General features: G+C 61.8%; 21 protein-coding genes and 1 pseudogene. 12 read left to right on the forward strand and 10 right to left on the reverse strand.

Annotated features, from left to right (window positions below; translation table 11 throughout):
- Nucleotides 1-4 precede the first annotated feature (4 nt).
- On the reverse strand, nt 5-1,120 hold the full coding sequence (locus PX52LOC_RS08490; protein ID WP_149109688.1) for a hypothetical protein: 1,116 nt from the start codon (nt 1,118-1,120) through the stop codon (nt 5-7).
- Between the two features lie 353 nt (nt 1,121-1,473).
- Here PX52LOC_RS08490 and PX52LOC_RS08495 point away from each other — a divergent pair, with 353 nt between their 5' ends.
- On the forward strand, nt 1,474-2,982 hold the full coding sequence (locus PX52LOC_RS08495) for a serine/threonine-protein kinase (protein WP_149109689.1): 1,509 nt from the start codon (nt 1,474-1,476) through the stop codon (nt 2,980-2,982).
- 20 nt (nt 2,983-3,002) lie between these two features.
- On the opposite strand, the gene PX52LOC_RS08500 is transcribed toward PX52LOC_RS08495, so the two are convergent.
- Complete coding sequence (locus PX52LOC_RS08500; protein ID WP_149109690.1) at nt 3,003-3,869, reverse strand: HEPN domain-containing protein; 867 nt, start codon at nt 3,867-3,869, stop codon at nt 3,003-3,005.
- Nucleotides 3,870-4,234: 365 nt separating this feature from the next.
- Between PX52LOC_RS08500 and PX52LOC_RS08505 the strand changes: the two genes are divergently transcribed.
- Together PX52LOC_RS08505 and PX52LOC_RS08510 are read left to right on the forward strand one after the other, a co-directional pair.
- A complete protein-coding gene (locus PX52LOC_RS08505) occupies nt 4,235-5,260 on the forward strand; it encodes a hypothetical protein (RefSeq protein WP_149109691.1) in 1,026 nt (341 codons plus the stop codon).
- Nucleotides 5,257-6,081 carry a hypothetical protein gene (locus tag PX52LOC_RS08510; protein ID WP_149109692.1) on the forward strand — a complete coding sequence of 275 codons (825 nt, stop codon included), beginning with the start codon at nt 5,257-5,259 and terminating at the stop codon, nt 6,079-6,081. The genes PX52LOC_RS08505 and PX52LOC_RS08510 overlap by 4 nt, the downstream gene beginning before the upstream one ends.
- 104 nt (nt 6,082-6,185) lie before the next feature.
- On the opposite strand, the gene PX52LOC_RS08515 is transcribed toward PX52LOC_RS08510, so the two are convergent.
- Entirely contained in the window at nt 6,186-6,563 is a 378-nt protein-coding gene (locus tag PX52LOC_RS08515; RefSeq protein WP_149109693.1) for a hypothetical protein, read from the reverse strand.
- Nucleotides 6,564-7,080: 517 nt separating this feature from the next.
- Here PX52LOC_RS08515 and PX52LOC_RS08520 point away from each other — a divergent pair.
- Complete coding sequence (locus PX52LOC_RS08520; RefSeq protein WP_149109694.1) at nt 7,081-7,953, forward strand: hypothetical protein; 873 nt, start codon at nt 7,081-7,083, stop codon at nt 7,951-7,953.
- Nucleotides 7,954-8,154: 201 nt separating this feature from the next.
- Here PX52LOC_RS08520 and PX52LOC_RS08525 read toward each other — a convergent pair whose 3' ends face one another.
- Together PX52LOC_RS08525 and PX52LOC_RS08530 are read right to left on the reverse strand one after the other, a co-directional pair.
- Entirely contained in the window at nt 8,155-8,544 is a 390-nt protein-coding gene (locus tag PX52LOC_RS08525; RefSeq protein WP_149109695.1) for a hypothetical protein, read from the reverse strand.
- 49 nt (nt 8,545-8,593) lie between these two features.
- Entirely contained in the window at nt 8,594-8,974 is a 381-nt protein-coding gene (locus PX52LOC_RS08530; RefSeq protein ID WP_149109696.1) for a hypothetical protein, read from the reverse strand.
- Nucleotides 8,975-9,152: 178 nt separating this feature from the next.
- Between PX52LOC_RS08530 and PX52LOC_RS42355 the strand changes: the two are divergent.
- Nucleotides 9,153-10,097: pseudogene (locus PX52LOC_RS42355) on the forward strand (recombinase family protein); the annotation flags it as partial.
- 592 nt (nt 10,098-10,689) lie between these two features.
- On the opposite strand, the gene PX52LOC_RS42360 reads toward PX52LOC_RS42355, so the two are convergent.
- The 5 genes from PX52LOC_RS42360 to PX52LOC_RS08560 all read right to left on the reverse strand — a co-directional run bounded on the left by PX52LOC_RS42360 (nt 10,690) and on the right by PX52LOC_RS08560 (nt 16,849).
- A complete protein-coding gene (locus PX52LOC_RS42360; RefSeq protein ID WP_149109698.1) occupies nt 10,690-11,529 on the reverse strand; it encodes a phage major capsid protein in 840 nt (279 codons plus the stop codon).
- 50 nt (nt 11,530-11,579) lie between these two features.
- Nucleotides 11,580-12,260 (reverse strand): HK97 family phage prohead protease, encoded by a 681-nt coding sequence (locus PX52LOC_RS08545; protein WP_149109699.1) that lies wholly within the window; start codon nt 12,258-12,260, stop codon nt 11,580-11,582.
- A 108-nt stretch (nt 12,261-12,368) separates the two neighbouring features.
- On the reverse strand, nt 12,369-12,950 hold the full coding sequence (locus PX52LOC_RS08550) for a phage portal protein (protein WP_149109700.1): 582 nt from the start codon (nt 12,948-12,950) through the stop codon (nt 12,369-12,371).
- Entirely contained in the window at nt 12,917-13,180 is a 264-nt protein-coding gene (locus PX52LOC_RS08555; RefSeq protein WP_149109701.1) for a hypothetical protein, read from the reverse strand. The genes PX52LOC_RS08550 and PX52LOC_RS08555 overlap by 34 nt, the downstream gene beginning before the upstream one ends.
- 297 nt (nt 13,181-13,477) lie before the next feature.
- Nucleotides 13,478-16,849, reverse strand: a complete 3,372-nt coding sequence (locus PX52LOC_RS08560) for a hypothetical protein (RefSeq protein ID WP_149109702.1) — start codon at nt 16,847-16,849, stop codon at nt 13,478-13,480.
- Nucleotides 16,850-17,188: 339 nt separating this feature from the next.
- On the opposite strand from PX52LOC_RS08560, the gene PX52LOC_RS08565 reads away from it, so the two are divergent.
- The 7 genes from PX52LOC_RS08565 (at nt 17,189) to PX52LOC_RS08600 (ending at nt 22,293) form a co-directional block, all read left to right on the forward strand.
- Nucleotides 17,189-17,452 carry a large ribosomal subunit protein bL28 gene (locus PX52LOC_RS08565; protein WP_149109703.1) on the forward strand — a complete coding sequence of 88 codons (264 nt, stop codon included), beginning with the start codon at nt 17,189-17,191 and terminating at the stop codon, nt 17,450-17,452.
- 77 nt (nt 17,453-17,529) lie between these two features.
- Entirely contained in the window at nt 17,530-17,838 is a 309-nt protein-coding gene (gene gatC, locus PX52LOC_RS08570; protein ID WP_149109704.1) for an Asp-tRNA(Asn)/Glu-tRNA(Gln) amidotransferase subunit GatC, read from the forward strand.
- Nucleotides 17,839-18,306: 468 nt separating this feature from the next.
- A complete protein-coding gene (locus tag PX52LOC_RS08580; protein ID WP_149109706.1) occupies nt 18,307-18,699 on the forward strand; it encodes a type II toxin-antitoxin system VapC family toxin in 393 nt (130 codons plus the stop codon).
- Between the two features lie 72 nt (nt 18,700-18,771).
- On the forward strand, nt 18,772-20,232 hold the full coding sequence (gene gatA, locus PX52LOC_RS08585) for an Asp-tRNA(Asn)/Glu-tRNA(Gln) amidotransferase subunit GatA (protein WP_149109707.1): 1,461 nt from the start codon (nt 18,772-18,774) through the stop codon (nt 20,230-20,232).
- A gap of 9 nt (nt 20,233-20,241) precedes the next feature.
- A complete protein-coding gene (locus tag PX52LOC_RS08590) occupies nt 20,242-20,436 on the forward strand; it encodes a hypothetical protein (protein WP_149109708.1) in 195 nt (64 codons plus the stop codon).
- A gap of 157 nt (nt 20,437-20,593) precedes the next feature.
- Complete coding sequence (locus PX52LOC_RS08595) at nt 20,594-20,836, forward strand: hypothetical protein (protein WP_149109709.1); 243 nt, start codon at nt 20,594-20,596, stop codon at nt 20,834-20,836.
- 218 nt (nt 20,837-21,054) lie between these two features.
- The gene (locus tag PX52LOC_RS08600; protein WP_149109710.1) at nt 21,055-22,293 is read left to right on the forward strand and encodes a tyrosine-type recombinase/integrase; all 1,239 of its coding nucleotides are present in this window, start codon (nt 21,055-21,057) and stop codon (nt 22,291-22,293) included.
- The last annotated feature ends 111 nt before the right edge of the window (nt 22,294-22,404 follow it).

A 22,404-nucleotide genomic window follows, 5' to 3' on the forward strand; every position in this document is an offset into this window, starting at 1 on the left:
TTTCTTACGGCGGGGGAGGGGCGCATGCGTTTGCCCTCATGCTGTATGCCGAGATGAGCTGCGCCAGAGTATCCAGCATCAAGAATAGTTTGGCCGAGTTCTCCTCGCCATAAAGCTTCGCGTCAAACTTTCCGTGCCCGACGACGTTGCGATTGGCGAAGCTGGTATCGAAGCTGTCGGACCACTTCTTGAAAGTAGCTAACGCTGGGCCATTCAGGATGAAGCTGATCGAGGACTCGGCCACGCGCTGGAATGACGGCGTGGCGTCCGGCCAAGCTGCGATAACGTCGCGGAACTTCTTCGTCTTCGACTCCTGCTTCCAAGGCGTGTCGGGGATCGTCGCGTGCAACCAGTCGGTCATTACCCCTTCGAGGTGCGGAATGAGCGTTGATACGGATAGGAAGTAGTGCCCGGCAATGTGAGCGCCGAGCGCCTGCTCGATCAGATCGCGCCGGTCGCTGAACGCGGGGACATCCCACCAGCCCGCGACAAGCTCCGTCAGTCGCGCTGGCGAGCAGTGATCGACGAACGTCTTCCGTGCTCCCGTTTCATCGCCCACCTTCACGAGTTCGGCGATTCGGCTCAGCGGGTGTGGCAGTAACGCGGGAGCAGCCCAAAGCCCGATTTTGAGCACTTCGTCCTGTACGGAGTCGTGGACTGCAAGGGCAAGTTCGATCACGGAACCCTGAACCGCACTGCCGATCGCTTCCCCCATGCGCCAGTTTTCACCCTCTTCCTGGGGTGCTTCTGGGTTATTCGGAGAAAGGTCGAAGAAGACGGTGAACTTTCCGCCGACCCAATGGGCGTAGAAGAACGCCACCCGTACCCCGTCAACCTCTGGCGGGTACACACGCTCAATGTGCTCGATGTCTTCCAACCGAACGATTTCCCCCTTCTTCACCTCTCGCGTTAGGGGCGGTACCTTGGCCTTCGCAATCAGCACGATCTCATCGTTAAATTCCACGATCGCCTTGGCGTTAACAGGAAGGCGAACAAGGCACCGCCTGATCTGGAAGTCAGCGGGTAGACCGCCCGCGCGAGCGCGCGCCTCCAATTCCGGGCCGATCCAGTGCTGGTGCATCTGCTGCGTAATGGCCTTGCCGAGTGCCTCGTCGATCACTGCTCGCTCCGCTTGAAGCTGCTCTCCTACTCGTTCCAATCAATGATACCGCAGCTCACGAGCCGGTTCGCGCTGCATGGTTCGCACGATCTCAAACCAGAAGGCAGAAGTAACGGCAGGGAAGTCTCAAGCGTGAAAGCAGGTTGCGCCAAGCCAGGGACGTACTCAAATCCTTCGCACGTGCAGTCACGCAAGAGGCATTTGAGTGGTCGGGTTGGTTTTGTGTGCCAATCCGCCTTCTGCCGTCGGCGCGGGGCAGAAACCCTGCTCGCAACTGACCTGCCGCAACGAAGGCGTCGCGAGTAAGATCACTAAATTAATCGGCATCTAAACTTCGCAGCAGGGTTCGACCCATGAATCTGCCCATGCCCGGACTGGTCATCACCGGGCCGAACGGGAAGGATACCCTCCGGCTTGAGGAGGGACTTGGCGGCGGCGCGTTCGGCATCGTTTTCCGGGCTACGGATACGACTAACGGCAGGTCTTACGCCGTGAAGTTTCCCCAGTGCGCGATCTTCGGCGGTGCCCCCGAACTGTCGGCATTCTTCAACGAGGTAGAAGCGGCTAAGCAGATCCGGCACCCGAACGTCGTCAGCGTGCTACACACTGAGGTGAACCAGCCCAATCAGTCGCCCTATTTGGTCATGGAGTACCTACCGGGCGGGACACTGAAGAAGCGCCTCGACGGGGTGAAGGCGGCCGGCAAGCAACTCGCTGCTGACGCTGTCCGGCAGATCGCTGAGAGCCTCATCGACGGCATGGCGGCGATCAACGCAAAGATGCTCCACCGCGACCTGAAGCCGGACAACATCCTGCTCGACGGCGACACTCCGAAGATTGCCGACTTCGGGCTGTCCAAACTCGTCGGTGCCGCAACGCGCACCTCGACGTTCAAGGGCGGCCAGCATGTGCTTTACATGGCACCAGAGGGCTGGAAGGGCGACAAGAACGAGATACAGCTCGACATGTACGCACTCGGCATCGTGCTTTACGAGGTTGCCGCTCTGAAGTACCCGTACAAGATTCCTGCCGACTCTAACGGCCTGCGAGACATGCATCTATTCCAAGCGGCCCCGCCGCTCACGTCGCTGCGCCCCGATTTGCCGACTTCTTTCTGTCACGTGGTCACTCGGCTGATGGAGAAGAGCCCCCGCGCCCGCTTCGCCCAATGGACTGAGGTGAAGGACGCCGTGGTCCGGGCGTTTACCCCGGCAGCAGGCGCGACCGCGAAGCATTCCCCGATCATCAGCTCGATGGTAAACACGATCGGCGCGCTTCACGATGTTCACTCCAAGCGGCAGCTCGAAGAGGACGCCCGCGTAGCCCAGCAGGGCGACTGGCGGAAGCTCAACGAGTTTCAGGCCGACAAATTGATGGAGGAGATCAAGGCCGCAGTGGAGGGGTTCAACCATTCCAGCCCGCTCGCCCAAATTCAGTTCTCCGCCCGCGGTGGGAGTAAGGGCGACTTCACACTGCCCTTCGGAGGGCCTCTGAGGATCAAGTTCTTCGACGTCCAACCGGTACTGAAACTGAAGCGAGGCGTCGCTCGGTACGCCGCACTGGTCGTGGACATGGACGGGGCTGGGTTGAACTTCTTGCTCTTCCGATCCGACGAAGACGATCTTTACGGGCGATGGGTGCCCGTGCGGATCAACATCTCGGCGATTGTGGACCCACGGAAGATGCCGCCTCGGCCGCAGCCGTTCGGATTCGAGGCGGGCGAGATCAAGGAGATCGGCCGCGCCGAAGGGGCGATGCACATCTACACGCTCGACTGGCCCGAGGGAAGCTGTGGCGAGGCCTTTTTACAGGCCGCCCACCAGACGATGCAGCGACGGAATCAGGGAAACGGTAGGAGATAAGGTGCCGCTGAGGTGCAGGCTTAGCTGCCGAACATCGCCGCCTCGAGGTCGTCGCGGCTCGGCACCTTACTCGTCTCGATGATCGCTGTGATGATTCGCTTCACCAAGGCATACGTGTCACCCAGCGCGTTCGGCGAGATCTTCGAGGCCCCGTGCGCCGCCATCGACCGGGCGTCGTAAAGCTTGCCGATACGCTTTTGCAGTTCGAGCCGCGCTTGCCCCGACGCTTCTAAAAAGCACGAGATGTTGGCCGAGACCCGGAACTTCAGCTCCGTCTTCGCGGGCGAGAACATCCCCTCCAGTGAGCCCCAGAGTTGCAGAAGCGCGAGAGCGGGGTTTCGGGTGAAGACGCACTGGGCGCACGCTTGGAACAGCAGGTTGAACTCCTCGCTCTCGTGCATCAGCCGCCCCGCATCCCACCAGTTCTCTTTGACCCACTCCAGATCCTCCACGCGGATTTCCCGCGGGGCGTCTTTCTCCAACAGCAGAAGCTTGCTTTCGACTTCCATCGGCAGGAAGCGAACCCCCTCGCTGCCGTCCGCAGAGAAGGGGCCGTCGGCGACAACCGGTACGACAATGTACGGACTCGCCCGGAACCGCATCAGCGCCACGAACCACCAGACGGTGTTCAGGCGGTCGAACCAGTTGGGCACCGTGAAGCCCGCCGGGACGTGAATCTGGCCGAGGATATCGAATCCAAAGCCCCCGCTCGCCGCCCGCCACGGGCCGGGGTGCGGTTGCCCGCGCTCTGGCCTCTTGAAGGCCATCATGAACGGGGCCATCAGGTGGGCATACGTGGCCGAGAGGGTGATCCCGCGGCCGAGGTCGAAGCGCTCGACCGGTAGAGGCGCGCCTGCGAGACCGCCGTACAGATCAGTGTCGTCCATAGGGCTACCGCCTCCTCCGGGGATCGATGCAACTAGAAAGACAGAGGCGCGTTACCCGAGGTTCGTTCAGGCGCGATCCCGCAGCCGTTTTACCGAGAAGGGCGGGTAGCGTCGCCCGATGAGGCAGCGAACCAAGTGTCCACCAACTCATCTTGCCGAGGATTTCGATGCACGGAATGATGCACGGAATGGGGTGGAAACCGTGCAAAACTGTGCTATCTGTCGAATCCATGCACCGCGCCAAACGCCTTGATTTCTAGTATTTCCGGTGATTTCGGCGGTCCTCGGACGACCCAGTCCGGGAAGTACCCGAGCAGGATGTAGCTCAGGTTCGTGCCCGAGCCTTTCGTCCGCGCCGCCGAGACTTGAGCCGACCGCACGACCTTCGTCCCGAACAGTTCGACCGGCCGGTCGGACCCGACGCCGCGGGTGTCACGGAACAGGACGCGAACGTCGGCACCCTCACGTCGTCGGCGTCACGGCTCACCACGTTCATCACGATCACGAGCGGACCTGATGCCGACGAAGTTTACAGAGGCGTTCCAGAGAACTACCTCCCACGGCTCCAAGTCTGGGAAGGGCACGCCGAATGTCTGGTAATCGAAGCAAATTCAGAACAACTTGTCGTCGGCGAACGGTACTACGGCGTCCGGTATGGGTGGGCCGAGGGCAGTTCGTCGAGTAGCTCCGACAGTGGCGGCACCTCCCAAGGCCCAGCCGTGTTCGTCGTGGGCGTGTCGTGCCGAAAGCCGGGGCCGGTGGAACTGGAACTCGGCAGCTACCTTGTGGACGTTGAGCGTACGACGTGCGGCACCACCTACCACCGGGCGGGATCACGCCGACTTGTGGTCAACTGGTGCTCCCAGACTTTTTCGTTAGAGGAAGAGATTATCGACCCGATCACGGTTCGGGATTGCTGTTGTGGTCCGCCGAAAGACCTTCATTGCCGTGATTACGACAAGGCCAACTTCATGCGAGTCATGGACGGCACGGGTGATTTTGCACGGTTCCACGACCCGCTCGACCCGAACTACCCGCTGAGTACCGATGGCGGGTTCAACATTTATCTGACGAACCCGAACAACCAGTTCGAAAGCATGTACATCTCTGGTGATTACAATTGCGTCCCGTTTGACGTGTTCGGCGAGGGCGACGGGACGCCGTGTTTGTTCATCGGCAGCGTCACCTATTTGAATTTCACGGGCATCCCGGACGACTGGCCGGACCCGGTGAGTTTCCAAGCGAACAACTGTTCGCCTTCGATTGACGGCCCGTCCATCATCGAAGTGATTCACGAAGGCATTACGCGGGATGCCGACGGCAACTTCATCAAGGTGTCCTTCTTACTGCGGACCATCAGGGGCGACTTACGATTCGAGTTCCGACCATGACGAAGATCACCACCATATCCCCTAAAACCGCACGACGGCTTGAACGTTTCCTCGACTCCCAGAGTACGAGGGGCGTCGGCACGATCACGTCGTCGGCGTCACGCCTGACCACCTACGTAACCATCACCACCGACGCCGACAGCGACGACGTTTACCGGGGCGTGCCCGAGGCATATTTGCCGAGAATACAAGTGTGGGAGGGATTTTCCGAGTGTCTTGTCCTCGAAGCGAACGGCGGCAAACTTGAGGTGGGCAAAAGGTATCTCGGCATCCGGTACGGATTCGCGGCCATGTCGTCGTCGTCAGGTTCTGACAGTGGCGGCACGGGACAAGGGCCAGCGGTGTTCGTCGTGCAAGGGAGTTCGATTTGCCTGCACGACGAACCCGTGGAGTTGGAACTCGGGCCGAGGATCATCGACGTGGAGGCCACGGACGGGGGCACTCTGTTTCACCGCGTCCCCTCGCAACAACTCGTCATCGACTGGTGTGAGCAGGAAATCAGCCTTGACGAAGCCTATCCCGACACGATCTTCATTCCCGACTGTTGCACTTCCACGAGCAGCACGAGTGACAGCGAAGACAGTAGTTCCAGTATCGACCGCCAGACGATGACTTTTTACATCCACGCCTGCCCATTCGCCGGGATCAACATTCCCGATGTCGGCATCCAGTACGCCGACGCCAGCGGGAACACGACCTTCCTGAACGTGGCCGCGTCACCGTTGGCCGAGGACATCATCATGTTCACCGGCGCGGCGGGCGGGTGGCGCGGGTGTTCGTGGGCAACCAGAGCAGCCCGAGGTGGATCGCCGAAGGATTAAAAAAGCGCGTCCATGTTGAACAGGATCGCGGCATACGTGGAAATACCCACTGGCAGCGGGACGGGGCGAAATACGATTCGACGAAGTTGTGGGCGATTTAGCGGCTACTCTCCAAGCGATTCCCAATTGTCACGAGGCCAGTTCTCCCAGCCTCTCGTATTGGGGTGCATTACCCAGACGGGCTTAAGTCCCATGCGAATCATTGCGTCTTTGATTTCACCCCACGTATGGGTATGAACCACTTCCATGTCGGGGCTGAAGAGGTATTCGCCGTAGATGAAGCGAACCAGCTTAATCGGCGTGTCGCGTGTGAACTCCGCCATCGAAAGATAGGAAAAGCACCTCGCGCCCACCGCCATGTATTCGACGACGTTGGTAGCTGTCTCGATGTCGTAACTTCCCGCTACGGCCCAACTGCCACCGCCACCCCCCGGACCTCGCATGTAGAGTCGGTCTAATTGCTCGCGTTCTTGCGTTGTCATCACAGCTTTCTCCTTGCCTCTCCATCTTAATCTTTAAGCCCCAAAACCACAATCTCAACACCGGTAAAACACACCCGCCCGCAGAACAACAAGTCCTGCGGGCGGGTGCGCGTTTTGGAGAAACTTAACCCCGCCGGGACATGGACCAGACCCGGCGGGACAGACATGGAACTAGAGGGTTCCACGATTATATAGTCGGAGCGCGGGCAATTCGTGAGGGGGGGGCGACGGAATTGGGGGTGTTCTGAGGGCAGGACTAGCGTTTCGGCGGCGGGGTCGGAACACAAGGTTTTGTCTGAAGTGACTGCACTTTGTAGGACTGCGGTGCCTTTCCCCACCACCGTCAGGGCGACGTTGCGAAGTTTCGGACTTTTACCCCGAACATTTAACATGTTACTGACGTTGTTTGTTCTTTAATGTTATTCCTACGGAAACTCCTACTTTCTGCCGTAAAACTCCCGTTTCATTCATCCCCTGAATCGTTTATGATGACATTGCTCAAGTGAAAGGAATCAGAATGAGCAGCATTAACAATAAACGAAGTGTCTCAGTCCTCAGCAAGTCCCCCGATTGTCCCCTGACGTGCAAGCAGTTGGTCACGTACAGCTACATGGCGTACCAGTCTCAGTTCTCAAAGGCGAAGACGTTCAAGGGGCTGGGCCGCTACCTCTGCTTCAGTCAGGACGGCGTGAGCGAGATCATCACCCAACTGGGCGCATACGGGTTGGTCGAAGGCAAAGATGCCATAGATCCCTGTCCTCAGCCCGATTGGTTCGTTCAGTCCGACGCTCTCGCCCGGAGGAACCGGGGCAAGCACTGGACGAGATCCATCGTCAACTGGCGGTACTTTGTCCGCGCCCCTCAGTCCGTTCTCACCTTTAGCGAAACGGTCGTCCTGTCCTTGCTCTGGCACAACCACTTGAACGAGTTCGTGCCGCAGTACGGGTATTCGGACGCATATCTGGTTACTGTGACCGGGTTGTCGGCGTCCAGCGTCCCGACCGCCATGCAAGGACTACAGGGCAAACAGTTTTTGGACCGCAAAGACGGTGAGATCACGCTCTATGAGATGGACGACGAAATGCTGGCGAACTTCGCGGACCCGATTCAGGACACGAAACTCCCGCAAGGGGCCGTCCTCAAGGTGGCCCAGAAGCCGACCGGCAATGTTAAGGTTGCGCCGACTGCCAATCATGTTACAATCGACCCACACACCGAAGAGATGGTTCAGTTCCTCACGGAGCGGATGGAACTGCTGGCTATCAGGGAGGAAGTTTATGCCCCGTACATCACCTACTGCAAAACGAAGTACCCCGGCACCGTCCGCGAAAACTGGCCCGCGCTCTCGGAGCGAATCCTCGCCCAAATCGAGAAGCAAGGTCAGGCTTAATCAGGCGGAAATCGAGTTGATCGTGATGGGCGTGTTCAAGTTGATCGAGATTGACCGCGACTTCGACCAGACTCATGACCGCCTTCACAACATCAAGTCATCTTAAGAAGAGGAGCCTATATCAACGTGGTTCTTCACGCCGTATGTTGAATAGGCATTGAAAACCGAAACAAGTTCGACAACTCTGTTGGACAACATCCTTCAGAGAACTTGAATCGACACCTTAAACCCCAACAGTGGGATTGCCACGTTCATGCCTATCGTGACACCCACGATGGTTATTACTGATGACCTCACCTGAGTTCGCGTAGACCATTGCCTTGTGGCAATGCCGAAAAGTACCCCTGTCGTTAGCCAGACACCGACCGGAATGAACCACACCTCTGAGAAGTCGATAAAGCCGGTTGGTCCTTTCAACCCGTCGAGCCAGCCTCCCATGAACACCGTCATGAACATCATCACGAAACCGAGTACGGGCAAGATAGGGAACAGAAGCAACCCGCCGAAGAAGAGGAACCCGATGGTAGTTGCCAAGCACGTGAAGAACGTGAAGGCCGCACGGAGGAAGTCGGTAAAGTTTTGAATCCGCATGATCTGACCTCTGGTGCTCTCCAAATTCGTCATACTGACGAATTTGGCGTCACTCGTCAAGCGGTTCCCCTTCATAGGTGGGATCACCGAACGGCGGGTAAATCTCGCGGATCATCGAGTACACCGTGGGCCGAGACACGTCGGCCTGCTCCGCGATAGTCTTCACCGGCACGCCGAGGTTGGCGAGGAACAACATGTCCTCAGCCGACATCTCGTTTGTGGTCGGGAACTTCTGCTCCAACACCCGGCACACCTGCACCAGTGATTGTGCGGCGGTTTTCAACTCGGCCACGACCCGGTTGGCGCGGGCCGTCGTCCACGTCGCGGGATCGGTACTCCCATCGACCTGACACGCCCCGGCTATCGTCTTGGACCACGCCACGGCGAACGACCACGCCACACGCAATTCCTCGGCCTTTTTGTCGTCCACAAGGCACCCCGTTTGACACTTCTGTAAAGTCTTGTTTGTCGTTTTACACTACTGTAATCACCTTGCAACCAGCCACTTACGTCGTTCGATTGTCTGCCGTATAAGTTCTGCACCGGGCCACGGTGGACCGGCGAACGCAACGGAGATCAAGACCATGACCGATACCAACCTCGACACGATGACGCTCGACCAACTCGGCCAGCAAGCCAAATTGCTCTTGGAAAAGACCGCCGAAATCGCATGGCAGTTGGGCCGCATCTTCACCATCGCCAAGGGCAAGTGCCAGCACGGCCAGTGGGGGAAATGGCAGCGGGCCAACGCCTCGCACCTCTCGGCCAAGACCATTGGTCGTTACCGCAAGGTGGCCGAACTCCCGTTCGAAGAAGTGACGGGCAAGCAACTCCAAGAGGTGTATCGCATCCTCGGCATCATCGACGACGCCGACGACGCGGAAGAGGAGGAAGTGGTTGAGACGACCCCATCGTCGGCAACAACCACACCGCTGTCGGCGACCACCACGTTAGTCACACCAGAGCCAGTGGAGCAGGAGGAGGACTTCGGGCCAGATGCCGAGGATCACGCCCACATCATCGACGACATTCTCACGGGCAAAGACCTCGCGGCAGACGACATCTCTACCGAGATCACCACGGCAGTTGAGGCACGAGCGGGCAAAGAGTTCTTGTTCACCCTCGCGCAGAACGTACAGCGGGCCAGAGGCAACTTGGCACGACAGGGAACGCCGTTTTCTAAGTGGCCTCCCTATGGACTCGACAAGAAGATCACCGACATTAGCGGCCAACATCTCTGGACCGTCCACCTACAGGAGAACAAGAAGTGGCTAATCGTCAACCCGGACGGTTCGACCGTAGAGCGGGCCACCGCGCCGAGAAAGTCGAAGTCGGACAAAATCCAGTACGTCCACGGGCGCGATCCGAAACGGTTGAAGATCGTCCGTCAGATCTTCGAGATTTATGCCACCGAGTCCATCACTGAACGGGGTATCGCCATCAGGTTGAACAAGCTCAACCTAATGCACTACGGCAAGCCGTGGCTTAGAACGACGATCTGCGACATCCTCAGAAACCCCGCGTACATCGGTTCAGTGAGGAACCAGAAGACCACTCAAGCTCAATACGCCGGGCACAACGGCAGCGAAGTGGTACGGATACGGCACTTCTGCAACGTCGGCGAGAAGCAGTTGGAAGTGGCACTCCTTCAGGGCGTCATCGAATACATCGAGTTCGTTCAGGACATCGGCGACAGAGCCAACAAGAAAATCGACGTGATGGCACTGGCACGTCGAACGCTCGACCTCGACAAGAGGGGCAAGGCCGATTTCAAAGACAAGGACTTGAAGAAACTCATCGAGAAGCACATGCCCGGCGAATTAGGGGTAGCCAAACACCGCAAGTTCTTCGTCGCGTTCGAAGAGCAGCGCGTGGACGCAGCCAAGTCTCACATCGCCAAACTAAACGCGGATTACGACCGTTGGTTGACGGCGAAAGTCGAAGCGACCACCGACCGCGAGAAGCAGAAGAACGCCGAGAAGCTCCGCGAGATCGAAGCATCACTCACGGAGTGGGAAGCGTTGGCCGTCCCACTCGACGAACAACTCGCCACCGTCCGCTCTCGAATCGCGGAACACCAACGCCACCTCGCGGACGCTGTGAAAGCTCTGGCGGGATCGGCCAACTTGCGAAAGGCCGAGATCGTCAGGCAATTTTTCTCTGCCGTGGTTCTGCACTTTGCAGTCGTGCAAAAAGCCAAAATTCGGGACTGCATTTTCGAACCAGACAAAACAGAGTTCGTAAATAATCGTTCTGATGGTTCGAATTCACGAACACGCCAAGCTTCTTCGCTTGCAGGTCCAGGTTGCTCGTCGTCGGCGTACTCTCGGTGATGCTCGCCCCCTCGCCGACCCAGTACGCGGTGGACCCGGCCGACAGCTTCGGGAACTGGATGTGCCCGTTCGGCGGCAGCGCGATCTCTTGCGCCCCGGCCGTCGCGAAGACTTCGAGGCTCCGCTGCAGGTCGATCAGTTCGCCGAGGATCGCCGACGGGATCATCTCGCCGCCGGCGGTGGCGGTCGTGCCGAGGGCCTTCTGGCGAACGCCCATCTTGCGGCCGATCCAGTCGGCCTCGTCCGGGTCGAACTTCGTCGCCTGGGCGGTCATCTTCTGGTGCAGTTCGGCCCGCAGGCGGTGGCCTTGCGGCTCGAACGACGGCAGATGGGCCGACGCCAGCGGCACCAGGAACGACTGCTGCCCGTGGTGCGGCAGGAAGCCGTAACTCTGGTAGAGGTCACGCAACTGGTTGTGCGTGTGAATCTCCTCCTTCGCGAACTCCGGGCCGACGTAGCCGAGCGCGAACGCGGCGGCCTTCAGCACGGAGTACCCGGCCGAGTCCTGGCACACCGGCCCGGACGTGGCCCACGGCACCCGCCGCTCCACGCGGGCCGGCATCGCCTTCTCGATGGCCGTGGTGGTTTGCTGTTCGATGAACGTCACGAGTTCATCGCGGGACTGGAACTTGTCGGTGCAGATCGCGGACATGAGGAAACTCCAGGGGTCAGGAATCAGGGGTCAGGGATCAGAAAGAGAAGTCATTCGGAACAACGCACGTCGTGCGACTGGACGAGCGGCGCCAACACATCGCCGACGCGGTGAAGTTTGCCGCCGCGGTCGTCGGGGATTTGCCAGAGCCAGTCGCGGAACTTCGGGTCGTGAACCAGGCCCTTTTGCAGCGCCACCGTCAGCGCGCCGGGGTTCTCGGGGATCGGCACGGCCGAGTATTCGAGCAAGTCCCACTCCTCGATCCGCAGGGCGAAGTGGTCGGCCGGGTAGTGCGCTCGCTCCGTGCCGTAAGAGGTCGGCACGCGGTACGACTTCCGCGGCACGAAACCGATTGACCAGCCGCGGAGAACGCCCTGCTCGTACAAGCGGAATACGTCTTCGGCGAAGCGAACCTTCTGGGCGAAATGCGTCTCGGCCACGACCCGTTGCGGTTGCACGTCCAGCCACGCGCACGCCCCGATGGGCGGGAACTGCGAGCGGTTGTGCGCCCACAGCACGACGGGGTTGAGGAGGTACTCTTCCGAGTTCTTCAGCCCCTTCGGCACCACGACATCGCCGGCTCGGTCCGGCTCGATGGTGCTAATGACGCTGCGGATGAGCATCTTCCCGGCGTCGATGTTGAGCGTCTGGTTCGCCGGGTTGAGGCTGCCGAATACGCCGTTCGGCAGCGGGTGAATCGTCGCGGGGTCGGCACGGATGGTCGGAGACATGGAGCACCTCTCTCGAAGATGAACGGGTGAAGGGGTGGCTTGGTGAAAGGGTGAGAAGAATGGCTCGCGGTGTTGGGGATTTTGTCACCCCTTCACCAAGCCACCCCTTCACCCGTTCACGGAGGACGGCAGCATGGGCGAATTGAACTTCTCGTCCGCGAACGGTTGCAAACCTCGCGAGCGGCGGATCTCGTTGTAAGTCCGGAGGCCGAGTTTTGCGTCGAGTTCGTCGTCCTTACGACGCTGGTCCAGGTTCCGCGGCGAGCAGTCGGGGAACGTAATCGCCACGTCCATTCCGTACCGCCGCCCCAAGTCGCGGGTCAACGCCTGGCCCATCAGGTCGAGTTTCGGTTGCACCGTGCCCTCGCAGAACATCATCCACGGGTTCGGGTTGTCGAGCAGCCTGCACAGCGGGTGCGAGTGCGGTAGCGGAGACTGCTCGTGTTCCGCCTGCCCGGTGTTGAGGAACAGGTACGGCTTCTGCTTCGCCACCTCTTGCGCGACGGCGTTGACGGCGGCGTAGACCCACGACTGGTAGTTGCGAAGTTGCTCGGCCGGGTCGTCGCGCCACCACCCGGCGGCCGGGCCGTAGGTGCCGGCGAACAGCGAGGCGATCTTCGGCGCGACCGGCTTCTCGGACGCGGTTCGCAGGGCCTTCACGACGGTGGCGATTCGGCTGACGAGGGACATGGCGGTTCACCTTCCGGTTGAGGCGCGTGGGGCGGCCGCGGCAGTGCGACGGCCGGTTGAACTTTGCGGTAGCCCAGGCTTTTCAGCACCTTCAGCGCTTCCGTCCACGAGGGGAACGGGCGGCGGTGGGTTCTCTGGTAGGCGTCCATCGCCTTGAGGAACTCGACCTCTTCGGCCGAATAGTTCCCGCCGACGTGCGTCGCGCCGACGCCGAAGGCATTCAGGGGCATTCCCATCCGCCGGCCCCTTTCGGTGGTGTGACGTGACCGGGTCGGCGGTTGGTCCCTCGCGCTCGCGGCCGCCCGACCCGGCGGAGCCGGACGTGCTTCGTCGGCCCCTTCGTTTACGAGTACTATAAATTTGTACACTACTGGATAAGATTCGACCGGAGGGTTGTCAACCAGAAATAAGGGAAATGTGCGAGACGGGGAAATCTCAAGGCGAGCGGCCCGGCGTAAGCGGGCCGTGTCTTGAGCGCACTCAGACACGGCCCGCTTACGCCGGGCCGCTCGCCGTTTCGAAAAAGCTTACTTCACCTTCGCCAGAATCACGCCTTCGCCGTTGCGGAGGGTGATCTTGTTGACGGCCGTGCCGAGGGTGCCGTCGGCCTTCACCGGGCGGTAGTAGCCGTCGAGTTGGTACACCGTCGCGGTATTGTCGGCCGTCGTGCCGTTCACGCCGCGGGTGTAGGAGAGCGGCTTGTAGAGGACGAGAGCGTTCTGATAGGTGCGGCCGTAGACCTTGTACACCAGGCTTTTGTTGGCCGGGTCCACGCCGGTCTGGACGACCTTGAAGTCGCCGGTCGGCTGGCCGACGTTGAACTTGATCGCGTCGGTCCAGTGGCGGGTCCAACTGCTCGCCGGCTCGTTGCCGCCGTTCATCATCAGCATCGACAGGTTCGGGTCGGCGAGCGTGTAGTACATCGCCAGCGTCGTCAGTTGCACGCGGGGGTCGGACCAGTCCATCCCTTGCACGAGGCTGTCAAGAATTTCGTACGCCTTGCCGCCGGAGAGCTGCCGGCGGTAGGCGAGCATCGCGGCGAGGTCGTCGAACTGCACGTGGTTGGAACTCACCGGCCGGATCGCGAACTCTTCCAGGTACGTCACGCCGGCCTTCGCGATCGGTTCGCCGGCCGTGCCCGACCCAGCGGTGTTGGCGACGATCCACTTGCCCTTCGCCTTCAGGGCGTTGTTGATCTTGCCGAGCAGCGCGCCGTGGTCGTTGGCGTAGTTGCTGAAGTTCTCCTTGATCGTCGCCGGGTCGACGGCGATCTTGCCGGTCGAGTTATCGACGAACAGGCCGTCGGCCAACGGCTGGCTAGCCAACACACGGTTGCTGTAGTCCACCGCCCACGCCTGGAAGCTGGCGTTGCCGATGTTCGTGGCGAACCGGCTCGGGCCGTAGGTCGGGTAGAACAGTCGGCTCTCGTAGACGAACCGCGCGTTGAACCCGGCCTTGCGGGCCGCCCACTCGGCGTTGTTCAGGTAGCCGTCGCCGTCCTTGTCCGCGGAGTAGTCGAACGCTGGGGTGACGCCGCCCTGCACCGCCCCCTTGAAGTTCGTGTAGTCGCGGCCGAGGACGGTGTTAATTTGCGGTGCCGTGCCAGCTTTCGTCGTCGTCTCGCGGACGTAGAACAGCCGGGCCGACCCGTTGATGCTCGCGGCCACCCAGTCCTTCGGCGGGTCGAACGTCACCTGGCCGTCGCGTTTCATGCCGGTTGTCGTATCGGTCAGCGTGTTCAGTGTGCTCCACTTCGTCGGCTTGCCGTTGGCGTCCACGGCCGACACGTACTCGTACTGGCCGGCCCAAGTGCCGGCGGCGGCCGTCTTGATGTCGAAGTTCAACTCGCGGTACTTTTCCGGGTAGCCGAACGCCACAGACTGGTTGGCCGTCCCGCTCAGGGCGAACGGCAGCATACTCTGCTGCGCGTTGCTGGTGACGTTCGTCCACCCGGTCGCGTCGCTGCCGCTGTACACGCCCCAGAACTGGTTGACCGGCACGCTCGACGCGCTCAGGCCGATGAACGGCGTTTCCTTCGTGACGTGGTAGAAGGCGCTCTCGCGGCTGATCTTGTTCTTGTCGGCGTAGGCCAGCCAGTCGGTGTACAGGTCGAGGTAGATGTTCGTGACGTTCGTGTAGATGAACTGCGGCGTGTTCGGCGACACGCTGTTGATCGTGCTGAGGTACGCGGTGTTCGGAATGACGAGGTCAACGCTGTTCTTGAGGATGCTCGTTTCGGTGGTGCCGAACGGCGTGCCGTAATACGCCAGTTGGGCCACGCGGATGTACGAGTAGTGCCGCGGCACCGTGGGCAGTTGGGTCGGACCAACCGGCGGTACCGTCGTGGGTGGTGGCGGCACGGTCGGCGGGACCACGGGCGGCACAACCGGTGGGACCGTGGGCGGGACGGCCGGCGGCACCGTCGTCGGCGGTGGTGGGACGGTCGGCGGCGGCGGAATCGTTGGCGGCACGATCGGCGGGACCACGGGCGGGTCTTCCGGCGTCTTGATGATCGGCGTGCCGGTCTTGTCTTGCTCCGTCGGGATGTCGTCCGGGACGGTGAGACTGTCCGGCGTCGAGGTCACGATGAAGTTGTCGAAGGTCAGCGTCCCGGCCACGCCGGTCCCGCGGATCAATCCGACGCGCTCGCCGGTCCGGATCGCCGTGTTACTCTTCGACATCGCCCAACTCGGCGTCAGGCTCCACGTCCCGTCGGCGTTCAGGTACTGGCCGGTGTCGGAGCGGTAAATTTGCGCCCGGAGGCTGGACCCCTTCACGATCAGCGACGCCTGAATCCACTGGCCACTCACGTAGTCTTTCGACGCGACCGTGCCGAGGACCGTTTCCTTGCCGTTGACCACGCTCGTCAGGGTGACGTTCAACCCGCGGGTCACGGTCAGACCGTAGTAGGTCGGCGTGGCCGTCCCCAGGCTGGTGCCGCGGGCGACGATGCTGGCGGGGATGAGCGAATCGACGTAGATCGACGACGACACCTGCACGTCGTCCGGCAGCACGCGGTTCAACCAGGCCCGCGTGACGGCGTTGCCCGGGGCGGTGATCCGCAGCGTCTCATCGGTTTCGGTGCCGAGGGTCAGTTGGCCGGCCGGGGCGGTGGTGTACGTGCCCCACCCGCTCGGCAGGCCGTTCGCCTTCCCGGCGGCGAAGCGGTCTTCGAACAAGTTATCCCGGACCGGCACGCCGGACGGGCCGATGCGAAGGCTGTCGAGGGCGACCGAGTCGGCCGTGCCCGAGTTGCGGGCGAAGCCGACGAACCCGCCTTTCGGAACGCTCGTGTCGGTCTTGTCGATGGCCGCGACCGGCTGTCGGGTCCACTTGCCGTCCGGCCCGAGGTACTGGTTCGTGTCGCCGCGGTTGAGCCGGACCTGGATCGTGCTGCCGGCCGCGAGAATGTCGATCGTCACCCAGCGGTTGCTCAGGTACTCGGACGAGTTCACCGTACCGAGGACGGTCGACTTGCCGTCCACGACCTTCAGAAGCTGCACCTGCCCGCCCCGCGTGACCGACGCCGCGTAGTAGCTGGCGGTGGTCGTGCCGAGGTTCTGCCCGCGGACGAACAACTGCACCTGCGACGTCGATGTCAGGTAGACGGCGGCCGAGGTGTCGACGTTGACGGAATAGGAAGACGTGACCCACGCCCGCGAGGTGGTGGTGGACGTGCCGCTGGAGACGAGTCGCCCGGAGTCGCCGAGGCCGGCCCCGTAAGCGTCCACCTGGAACGCCTTCGAGCCGTCGTTGCTCCACTGGCTCCACCCGGACGGCAGGCCATTCACGGGGCCGCGCTGGAACGGCTCGACGAGCCATTGCCCGGCGGCCGGCATGTCGCGCACCTCTAAACATTCCAGCGACAAGTTCGGCCGCGGAGTGTTCGGAGAGGACATAGGCAACCCTTCCTTGGGCGCACGAGCGTGCCGGCAGTGGGGGACCGCGGTCACAAGTAGTGCGATTCAGCGGGCGGCAGAATAACAACCTGAACCGCCCTGTCAACAGAATCGGGGGAAAAGCGCAAGTTCGAGGAATTCCCGCGTTTTGGGCGGTTGTACTCGTAGATGCCTCCAGGGGACGCGGGTTTCATCAGAGATGAAATCTCTTTCAGACTTGGAGGTGTTGGATTCGAGTCTGAGCGTTGCGAGCCGTTTTTCGCCCTCGTGACTTGTCGCTCGGACCGGTGGTCCTATAGTGGTAGTTCTGAAATTGCGATCGTATTAAGGAATCGTGTCATGGGCCAGCAGTGCGAAGTGTGCAAGAAGACGCCGCAACTGGGCAATCAGAAGACCTACCGCGGTAAGGCCAAATACCTCGGCGGCGTCGGTAAGAAGATCACCGGCATCAGCCGCCGGACGTACCGCCCGAATCTGCAGAGCATCAAGATTGCCGGCGAGAAGGGCGAAACCGTCCGCGCCCGCGTCTGCGTCGCCTGCATCCGCAGCGGCAGCGTCACGAAGCCGATGAAGCGGCAGCCGTTCAGCATGCAAGCGGTCTAATTCACCGAATCGCATTGCGAACCCGAGCGCGGGAACTTCCCGCGCTCTTTGCACGTAACTGCCGTGGGGACTTGGGCATGTCGTTGACACTCGACGAAGTGCGGAAGGTGGCGAAACTGGCCCGCCTGGAGATGTCCGACGCCGACCTGGCGACGATGCAAAAGCAGCTCTCGGCCATCCTCGATTACGTCGACCAACTCGGCCAACTCAACACCGACGGCGTCGAACCGCTAGCCCACCCGCTGCCGGTGGCGAACGTCTTCCGTGAAGACGTGATCGGCACCTGCCTGACGCCGGACGAAGCCCTCGCCAACGCCCCGAATCGTCTCGCCGACTTCTTCGGCGTCCCCGCCGTGTTCGACACGGATGAGCCGGTGAGCCATTAACGCCGATCCTCCTCGCGCGGCACGAATCGTTCGATCATCCACACGATGAATAGGCAGATCGCCAAAGAACCATCCGCCAGCAACAGCATTGCCGCACAGCAACTTTGAAGGAACTCGGGTCCACTGATGCCGGTGAAAAACGGTCATCGCTTGATTCCTTGCCGCTGACTATTGATCCCGTTGCTCGATCATCTGCGTTTCTTTGGTCGGCGCTGGGGGTTACAATCATGCCATGAGCACGATTACCCTGCAAGACTTGACTAACGACCCGACATCGTTCCTCACGCGGGTCGAAGCCGGGGAATACATTCTGATCCTTCGGGGATCTCAGCCGGTGGCGGAAGTACGGCCTGTCCCTTCTCCCTCAACGTCGCCCCGACCCGTTGGCCTGGCTGCCGGCGAATTCACGGTCCCCGATGATTTCGATGCCCCGCTCCCTGACGAGTTTCTGGAGAGCTTTGAAGCCTCATGAACGTCCTGCTCGATACGCATATATTCCTCTGGCACATCCTGAACGACGCCAAACTACCGACCGCCTACCGACTGACGATTCAAAACCCTTCCAATCGAGTTTACCTGAGTGCGGCGTCCGTTTGGGAAGCCGTGATCAAATATCAAATGGGGAAGCTCCCCTTGCCCGCTCCACCGGCCATATACCTCCCGCTGCAGCGCGACGCACACGGAATCGCGGCCCTTCCCATTGATGAAGGGGCAATGGTCCACCTCGCCAACCTACCGGCATTGCACCGCGACCCGTTCGACCGGCTTCTGGTCGCGCAAGCCCTTCAGCACGGTCTGACGATCGCGACTGTCGATCAGGCGGTCATTGCCTACCCCGTCTCGGTGCTTCCCTCGGTGTGAATTGACCTCCTCTCCCCGCGACATAGTTTAACCCTTCGTCTTCCTCTCGACTCCGACCGACGAGAATCACCCGTGTCGCTTACTGAAAAAACGGCCGCCGAACTCCTCGCCCTGCAAGCCGCCGGCAAAGCGTCGGCCGTCGAAATCACCGACGCCTTCCTGGCGAGCATTGCCGACCGCGACCAGAAGGTGCAGGCGTTCATGCACGTCGAAGGGGCGAACGCGAAGGCCGTCGCCGCTGTCATCGACGCGAAGCGGAAGAGTGGGGCGAAACTCGGTGCCCTCGCCGGCGTGCCGATCGCCATTAAAGACGTGCTCTGCACGAAGGGCATCCCGACGACGTGCAGCAGCAAGATTCTCGAAGGCTTCGTGCCGCCGTATGACGCGACCGTCGTCGCCCGGTTGAAGGCGGCCGACGCCATCCTGATCGGTAAGACGAACATGGACGAGTTCGCGATGGGGTCGTCCACCGAGAACAGCGCCTACAAGACCACCCGCAACCCGTGGGACCCGGAACGCATCCCCGGCGGGTCGTCCGGTGGGTCGGCCGCCGCCGTCGCCGCGTGCCTCGCCCCGGTCAGCCTCGGCACCGACACCGGCGGTTCGATCCGCCAACCGGCCAGCCTGTGCGGTATCGTCGGCATCAAACCGACCTACGGCCGCGTCAGCCGGTACGGGATGATCGCGTTCGCGTCGTCGCTCGACCAGATCGGCCCGTTCACGCACGACGTTTACGACAACGCCCTGCTCATGGAAATCATCAGCGGCTTCGACCCGCACGACGCCACGAGCGTGAACCAACCCGTACCGGCGTACACAAAGACGCTGAACGACAAGGTCGAAGGGCTGCGCATCGGCGTGCCGAAGGAGTTCTTCGGCGAGGGTCTCGATTCCGAAGTCGAAGCCGCGATCCGCACGGCGTTGAAGGAGTACGAGAAGCTCGGCGCGAAGCTGATCGACGTGTCGCTACCGCACTCGTCCTACGCGGTGTCGGTCTACTACATCGTCGCGACGGCGGAAGCGTCCTCGAACCTCGCCCGGTTCGACGGCATGCACTACGGCCACCGCACGAAGCAGAAGGCCGACCTGATCGGCACCTACGCCAAGTCCCGCGGTGAAGCCTTCGGCAAGGAAGTGCAACGCCGCATCATGCTCGGCACCTACGCCCTCAGCAGCGGCTACAAGGACGCCTACTACCTGAAGGCCCTCAAGGTCCGCCGGCTGATCAAGAACGACTTCGACGCGGCCTTCGAGAAGTGCGACGTCATCATGGGGCCGACCGCTCCGACGGCCGCGTTCAAGAAGGGCGAAAAGAGCGACAACCCGCTGGCAATGTACCTCAGCGACATCTACACGATCAGTTGCAACCTCGCCGGCATCGCCGGCCTGAGCATCCCGTGCGGGTTCACGAAGACGAACCTGCCGATCGGCCTGCAACTGCTGTCGCCGCCGTTCGACGAGGAGCGCATGCTCCGAGTCGCCCGCATGTACGAGGCCGCCACCGACTGGCACACGAAGCGGCCGACGGTGTAGGATGGGGGCATGGCGTTCACGGACATCTTGCCCTTCGCCCTCCTCGCGCTCTCGTCGATCGCGGTGCCGCTGATGCTGTTCGTCGCGTTTCGCGCGTTGAAGCGGCGAGATGAATCGCGAGAACCAACGGCCGCCCCCCGGCACTCGCCGCGCAAGCAGGCGAAGCGGCCGGCGGGGCGTTCCCCGCGATTCCCCGGCCGCTGATCGGCTGAAATTTTGATGGCACTTCCCGCGGTCGGGGGGGGGAGGACGCGGCGGTTGTCCGTCCCCACTCGGAAGCCGCCATGCCCGTCAAAGTCTACTGCGAAGTGTGCAACAGGTCGTACCCCATCGACCTCGTCGGCATCCCGGCGATCATGTGATGCGGCGGACCATCGGGGCCGTCGCGGGAGAATTGCCGCTGCTGACGTTGCTGTTGGTGGCGTTCCGCACGAATTTTATCTTCACGCGGGTGGCCGACGGGGAAAAGCTCGGCGAGTTCAACCACCGGGCGACGCTGATGGACCGTTACGTGCTAGACCTGACGGCCGATGAGGAGCGCGAGATCGACCGCCGCATCGCCGTGGCGATGGGCGTGCTGCTGGACACGGGCGAAATGCGGTGACGGCAGGATTTTCGGGCCTGAAGGGCATGTTCTGTCAGCCCAGGCCGAAGGGCTAGGGCAGGAATGTGATCCTCCCCGGTCCCGAAGCCTTCGCAAGTCGCAATTCCGGAACGAGATAATTCGACCGTTTCCCCGGCATGTAACGGTGCCGGGCCTCGCGTTGCCCTCGGATTGCTAACCACAGGGCATTCGCGTGGCACCCGTGGGGAGACAATTCTATGGCCTCTTTGCAGCAACGTCAGGGCTGGTTCCACCTCCTGTTCCGGTACCGGGGCAAGCAGCACAGCCACGCCCTCAAGACCAAGGACCGCCGCGAGGCCGAAGCTCTCCGCGGCACGGTGGACCGCCTGCTCATCCGCATCCGCAACCAGGAGTTCCCAGCCCCGCCCGCCCACGCCGACGTGGCCGCGTACCTACTCGCCGGCGGGAAGGTTCCCGTCCGGGTCGAGCCGGCGGCGGTTGCCGTCACCTTGAAGGACCTCGCCGACCGGTACCTCGCCGCCCACGCCAACGGGGCGATGGAGGCGAACAGTCTCGACACGGCCCGGCTGCACCTCAAGCACGTCCGGGCGGTCTTGGGCGAGCGGTTCGTCGCCCGCGAGCTGACCGCCCGCGAGTTACAGGGCTACCTCGACACGCGGGGGCGGGCGACGGGGAAGCGGAAGCGGCCGTTGTCGCCGGTGACGCTGAGGAAGGAGATGTCCACCGTGCGGGCGGTGTGGAATTGGGGCGTCCGCGTGCAGTTGATCGAGGGGGCGTACCCCGGCCGGGGCCTGACCTACCCGAAGGGAGACGAGAAGCCGCCGTTCCAGACGCGGGACGAGATCGAGCGGAAGATCGCCCGCGGCGGGCTGACGGCGGGGCAAGCCCGCGAGTTGTGGGACTGCTGGTTCCTGACCAAGGCCGACCTCGCGGCGTTTCTGGCAATGGCAAAGGCTTCCGCCGCCGAACCGTTTCTGTATCCGATGATCGCGTTCGCCGCTCACAGCGGAGTGAGACGGTCCGAGTTAATGCGGTTGCAAATCGACGACGTGGACCTGGACGCGAACTCGGCGGTGGTCCGGGAGCGGAAGCGGGTCCGCGGGCACCGATCCACCCGTCGCGTGCCGCTCTCGGGCTTTCTCAAGGGAGCCGTGCAAGACTGGCTAACGCGGCACCCGGGCGGGCCGTTCCTGTTCTGTCGGCGACCGGCCGGCCGTGGCGGGACGTCGCCCGAGCCGCTGCGGGCGGCGGACGCAAAGCAGGCGTTCCGCAAGATGGTGCGGGGCACTCCGTGGGAAACGCTGCGCGGGTGGCACGTCCTCCGGCACTCCTTCATCAGCATCTGCGCGGCCGAGCGGGTTGACCAGCGGGTGTTGCAATCGTGGGTTGGACACGTGTCCGCGGAAATGCACTCGCGATATCTGCACGTCATTCCGAACGTTGAGCAGCAGATCATCACCGGCGTGTTCGGTTGAAGGGGAGGGGCCGCCACGCCGGCCATGGTCATCCGGGCCGACTCGGCAATTGAAAAGTCGTGGCGGGCTGGCGCCCGCCACGACGTCACCTGTTACGGTCGGAGCAAATGT

Source organism: Limnoglobus roseus, assembly GCF_008254045.1.
Taxonomy (GTDB): domain Bacteria; phylum Planctomycetota; class Planctomycetia; order Gemmatales; family Gemmataceae; genus Limnoglobus; species Limnoglobus roseus.

Coding starts and splice junctions, on each gene's coding strand:
- PX52LOC_RS08495 (WP_149109689.1), top strand. CDS start 1,474: ATGAATCTGCCCATGCCCGGACTGGTCATCACCGGGCCGAACGGGAAG.
- PX52LOC_RS08500 (WP_149109690.1), bottom strand. CDS start 3,869: ATGGACGACACTGATCTGTACGGCGGTCTCGCAGGCGCGCCTCTACCG.
- PX52LOC_RS08510 (WP_149109692.1), top strand. CDS start 5,257: ATGACGAAGATCACCACCATATCCCCTAAAACCGCACGACGGCTTGAA.
- PX52LOC_RS08515 (WP_149109693.1), bottom strand. CDS start 6,563: ATGACAACGCAAGAACGCGAGCAATTAGACCGACTCTACATGCGAGGT.
- PX52LOC_RS08520 (WP_149109694.1), top strand. CDS start 7,081: ATGAGCAGCATTAACAATAAACGAAGTGTCTCAGTCCTCAGCAAGTCC.
- PX52LOC_RS08525 (WP_149109695.1), bottom strand. CDS start 8,544: ATGCGGATTCAAAACTTTACCGACTTCCTCCGTGCGGCCTTCACGTTC.
- PX52LOC_RS42360 (WP_149109698.1), bottom strand. CDS start 11,529: ATGTCCGCGATCTGCACCGACAAGTTCCAGTCCCGCGATGAACTCGTG.
- PX52LOC_RS08545 (WP_149109699.1), bottom strand. CDS start 12,260: ATGTCTCCGACCATCCGTGCCGACCCCGCGACGATTCACCCGCTGCCG.
- PX52LOC_RS08550 (WP_149109700.1), bottom strand. CDS start 12,950: ATGTCCCTCGTCAGCCGAATCGCCACCGTCGTGAAGGCCCTGCGAACC.
- PX52LOC_RS08555 (WP_149109701.1), bottom strand. CDS start 13,180: ATGCCCCTGAATGCCTTCGGCGTCGGCGCGACGCACGTCGGCGGGAAC.
- PX52LOC_RS08560 (WP_149109702.1), bottom strand. CDS start 16,849: ATGTCCTCTCCGAACACTCCGCGGCCGAACTTGTCGCTGGAATGTTTA.
- PX52LOC_RS08565 (WP_149109703.1), top strand. CDS start 17,189: ATGGGCCAGCAGTGCGAAGTGTGCAAGAAGACGCCGCAACTGGGCAAT.
- gatC (WP_149109704.1), top strand. CDS start 17,530: ATGTCGTTGACACTCGACGAAGTGCGGAAGGTGGCGAAACTGGCCCGC.
- PX52LOC_RS08580 (WP_149109706.1), top strand. CDS start 18,307: ATGAACGTCCTGCTCGATACGCATATATTCCTCTGGCACATCCTGAAC.
- PX52LOC_RS08590 (WP_149109708.1), top strand. CDS start 20,242: ATGGCGTTCACGGACATCTTGCCCTTCGCCCTCCTCGCGCTCTCGTCG.
- PX52LOC_RS08595 (WP_149109709.1), top strand. CDS start 20,594: ATGCGGCGGACCATCGGGGCCGTCGCGGGAGAATTGCCGCTGCTGACG.
- PX52LOC_RS08600 (WP_149109710.1), top strand. CDS start 21,055: ATGGCCTCTTTGCAGCAACGTCAGGGCTGGTTCCACCTCCTGTTCCGG.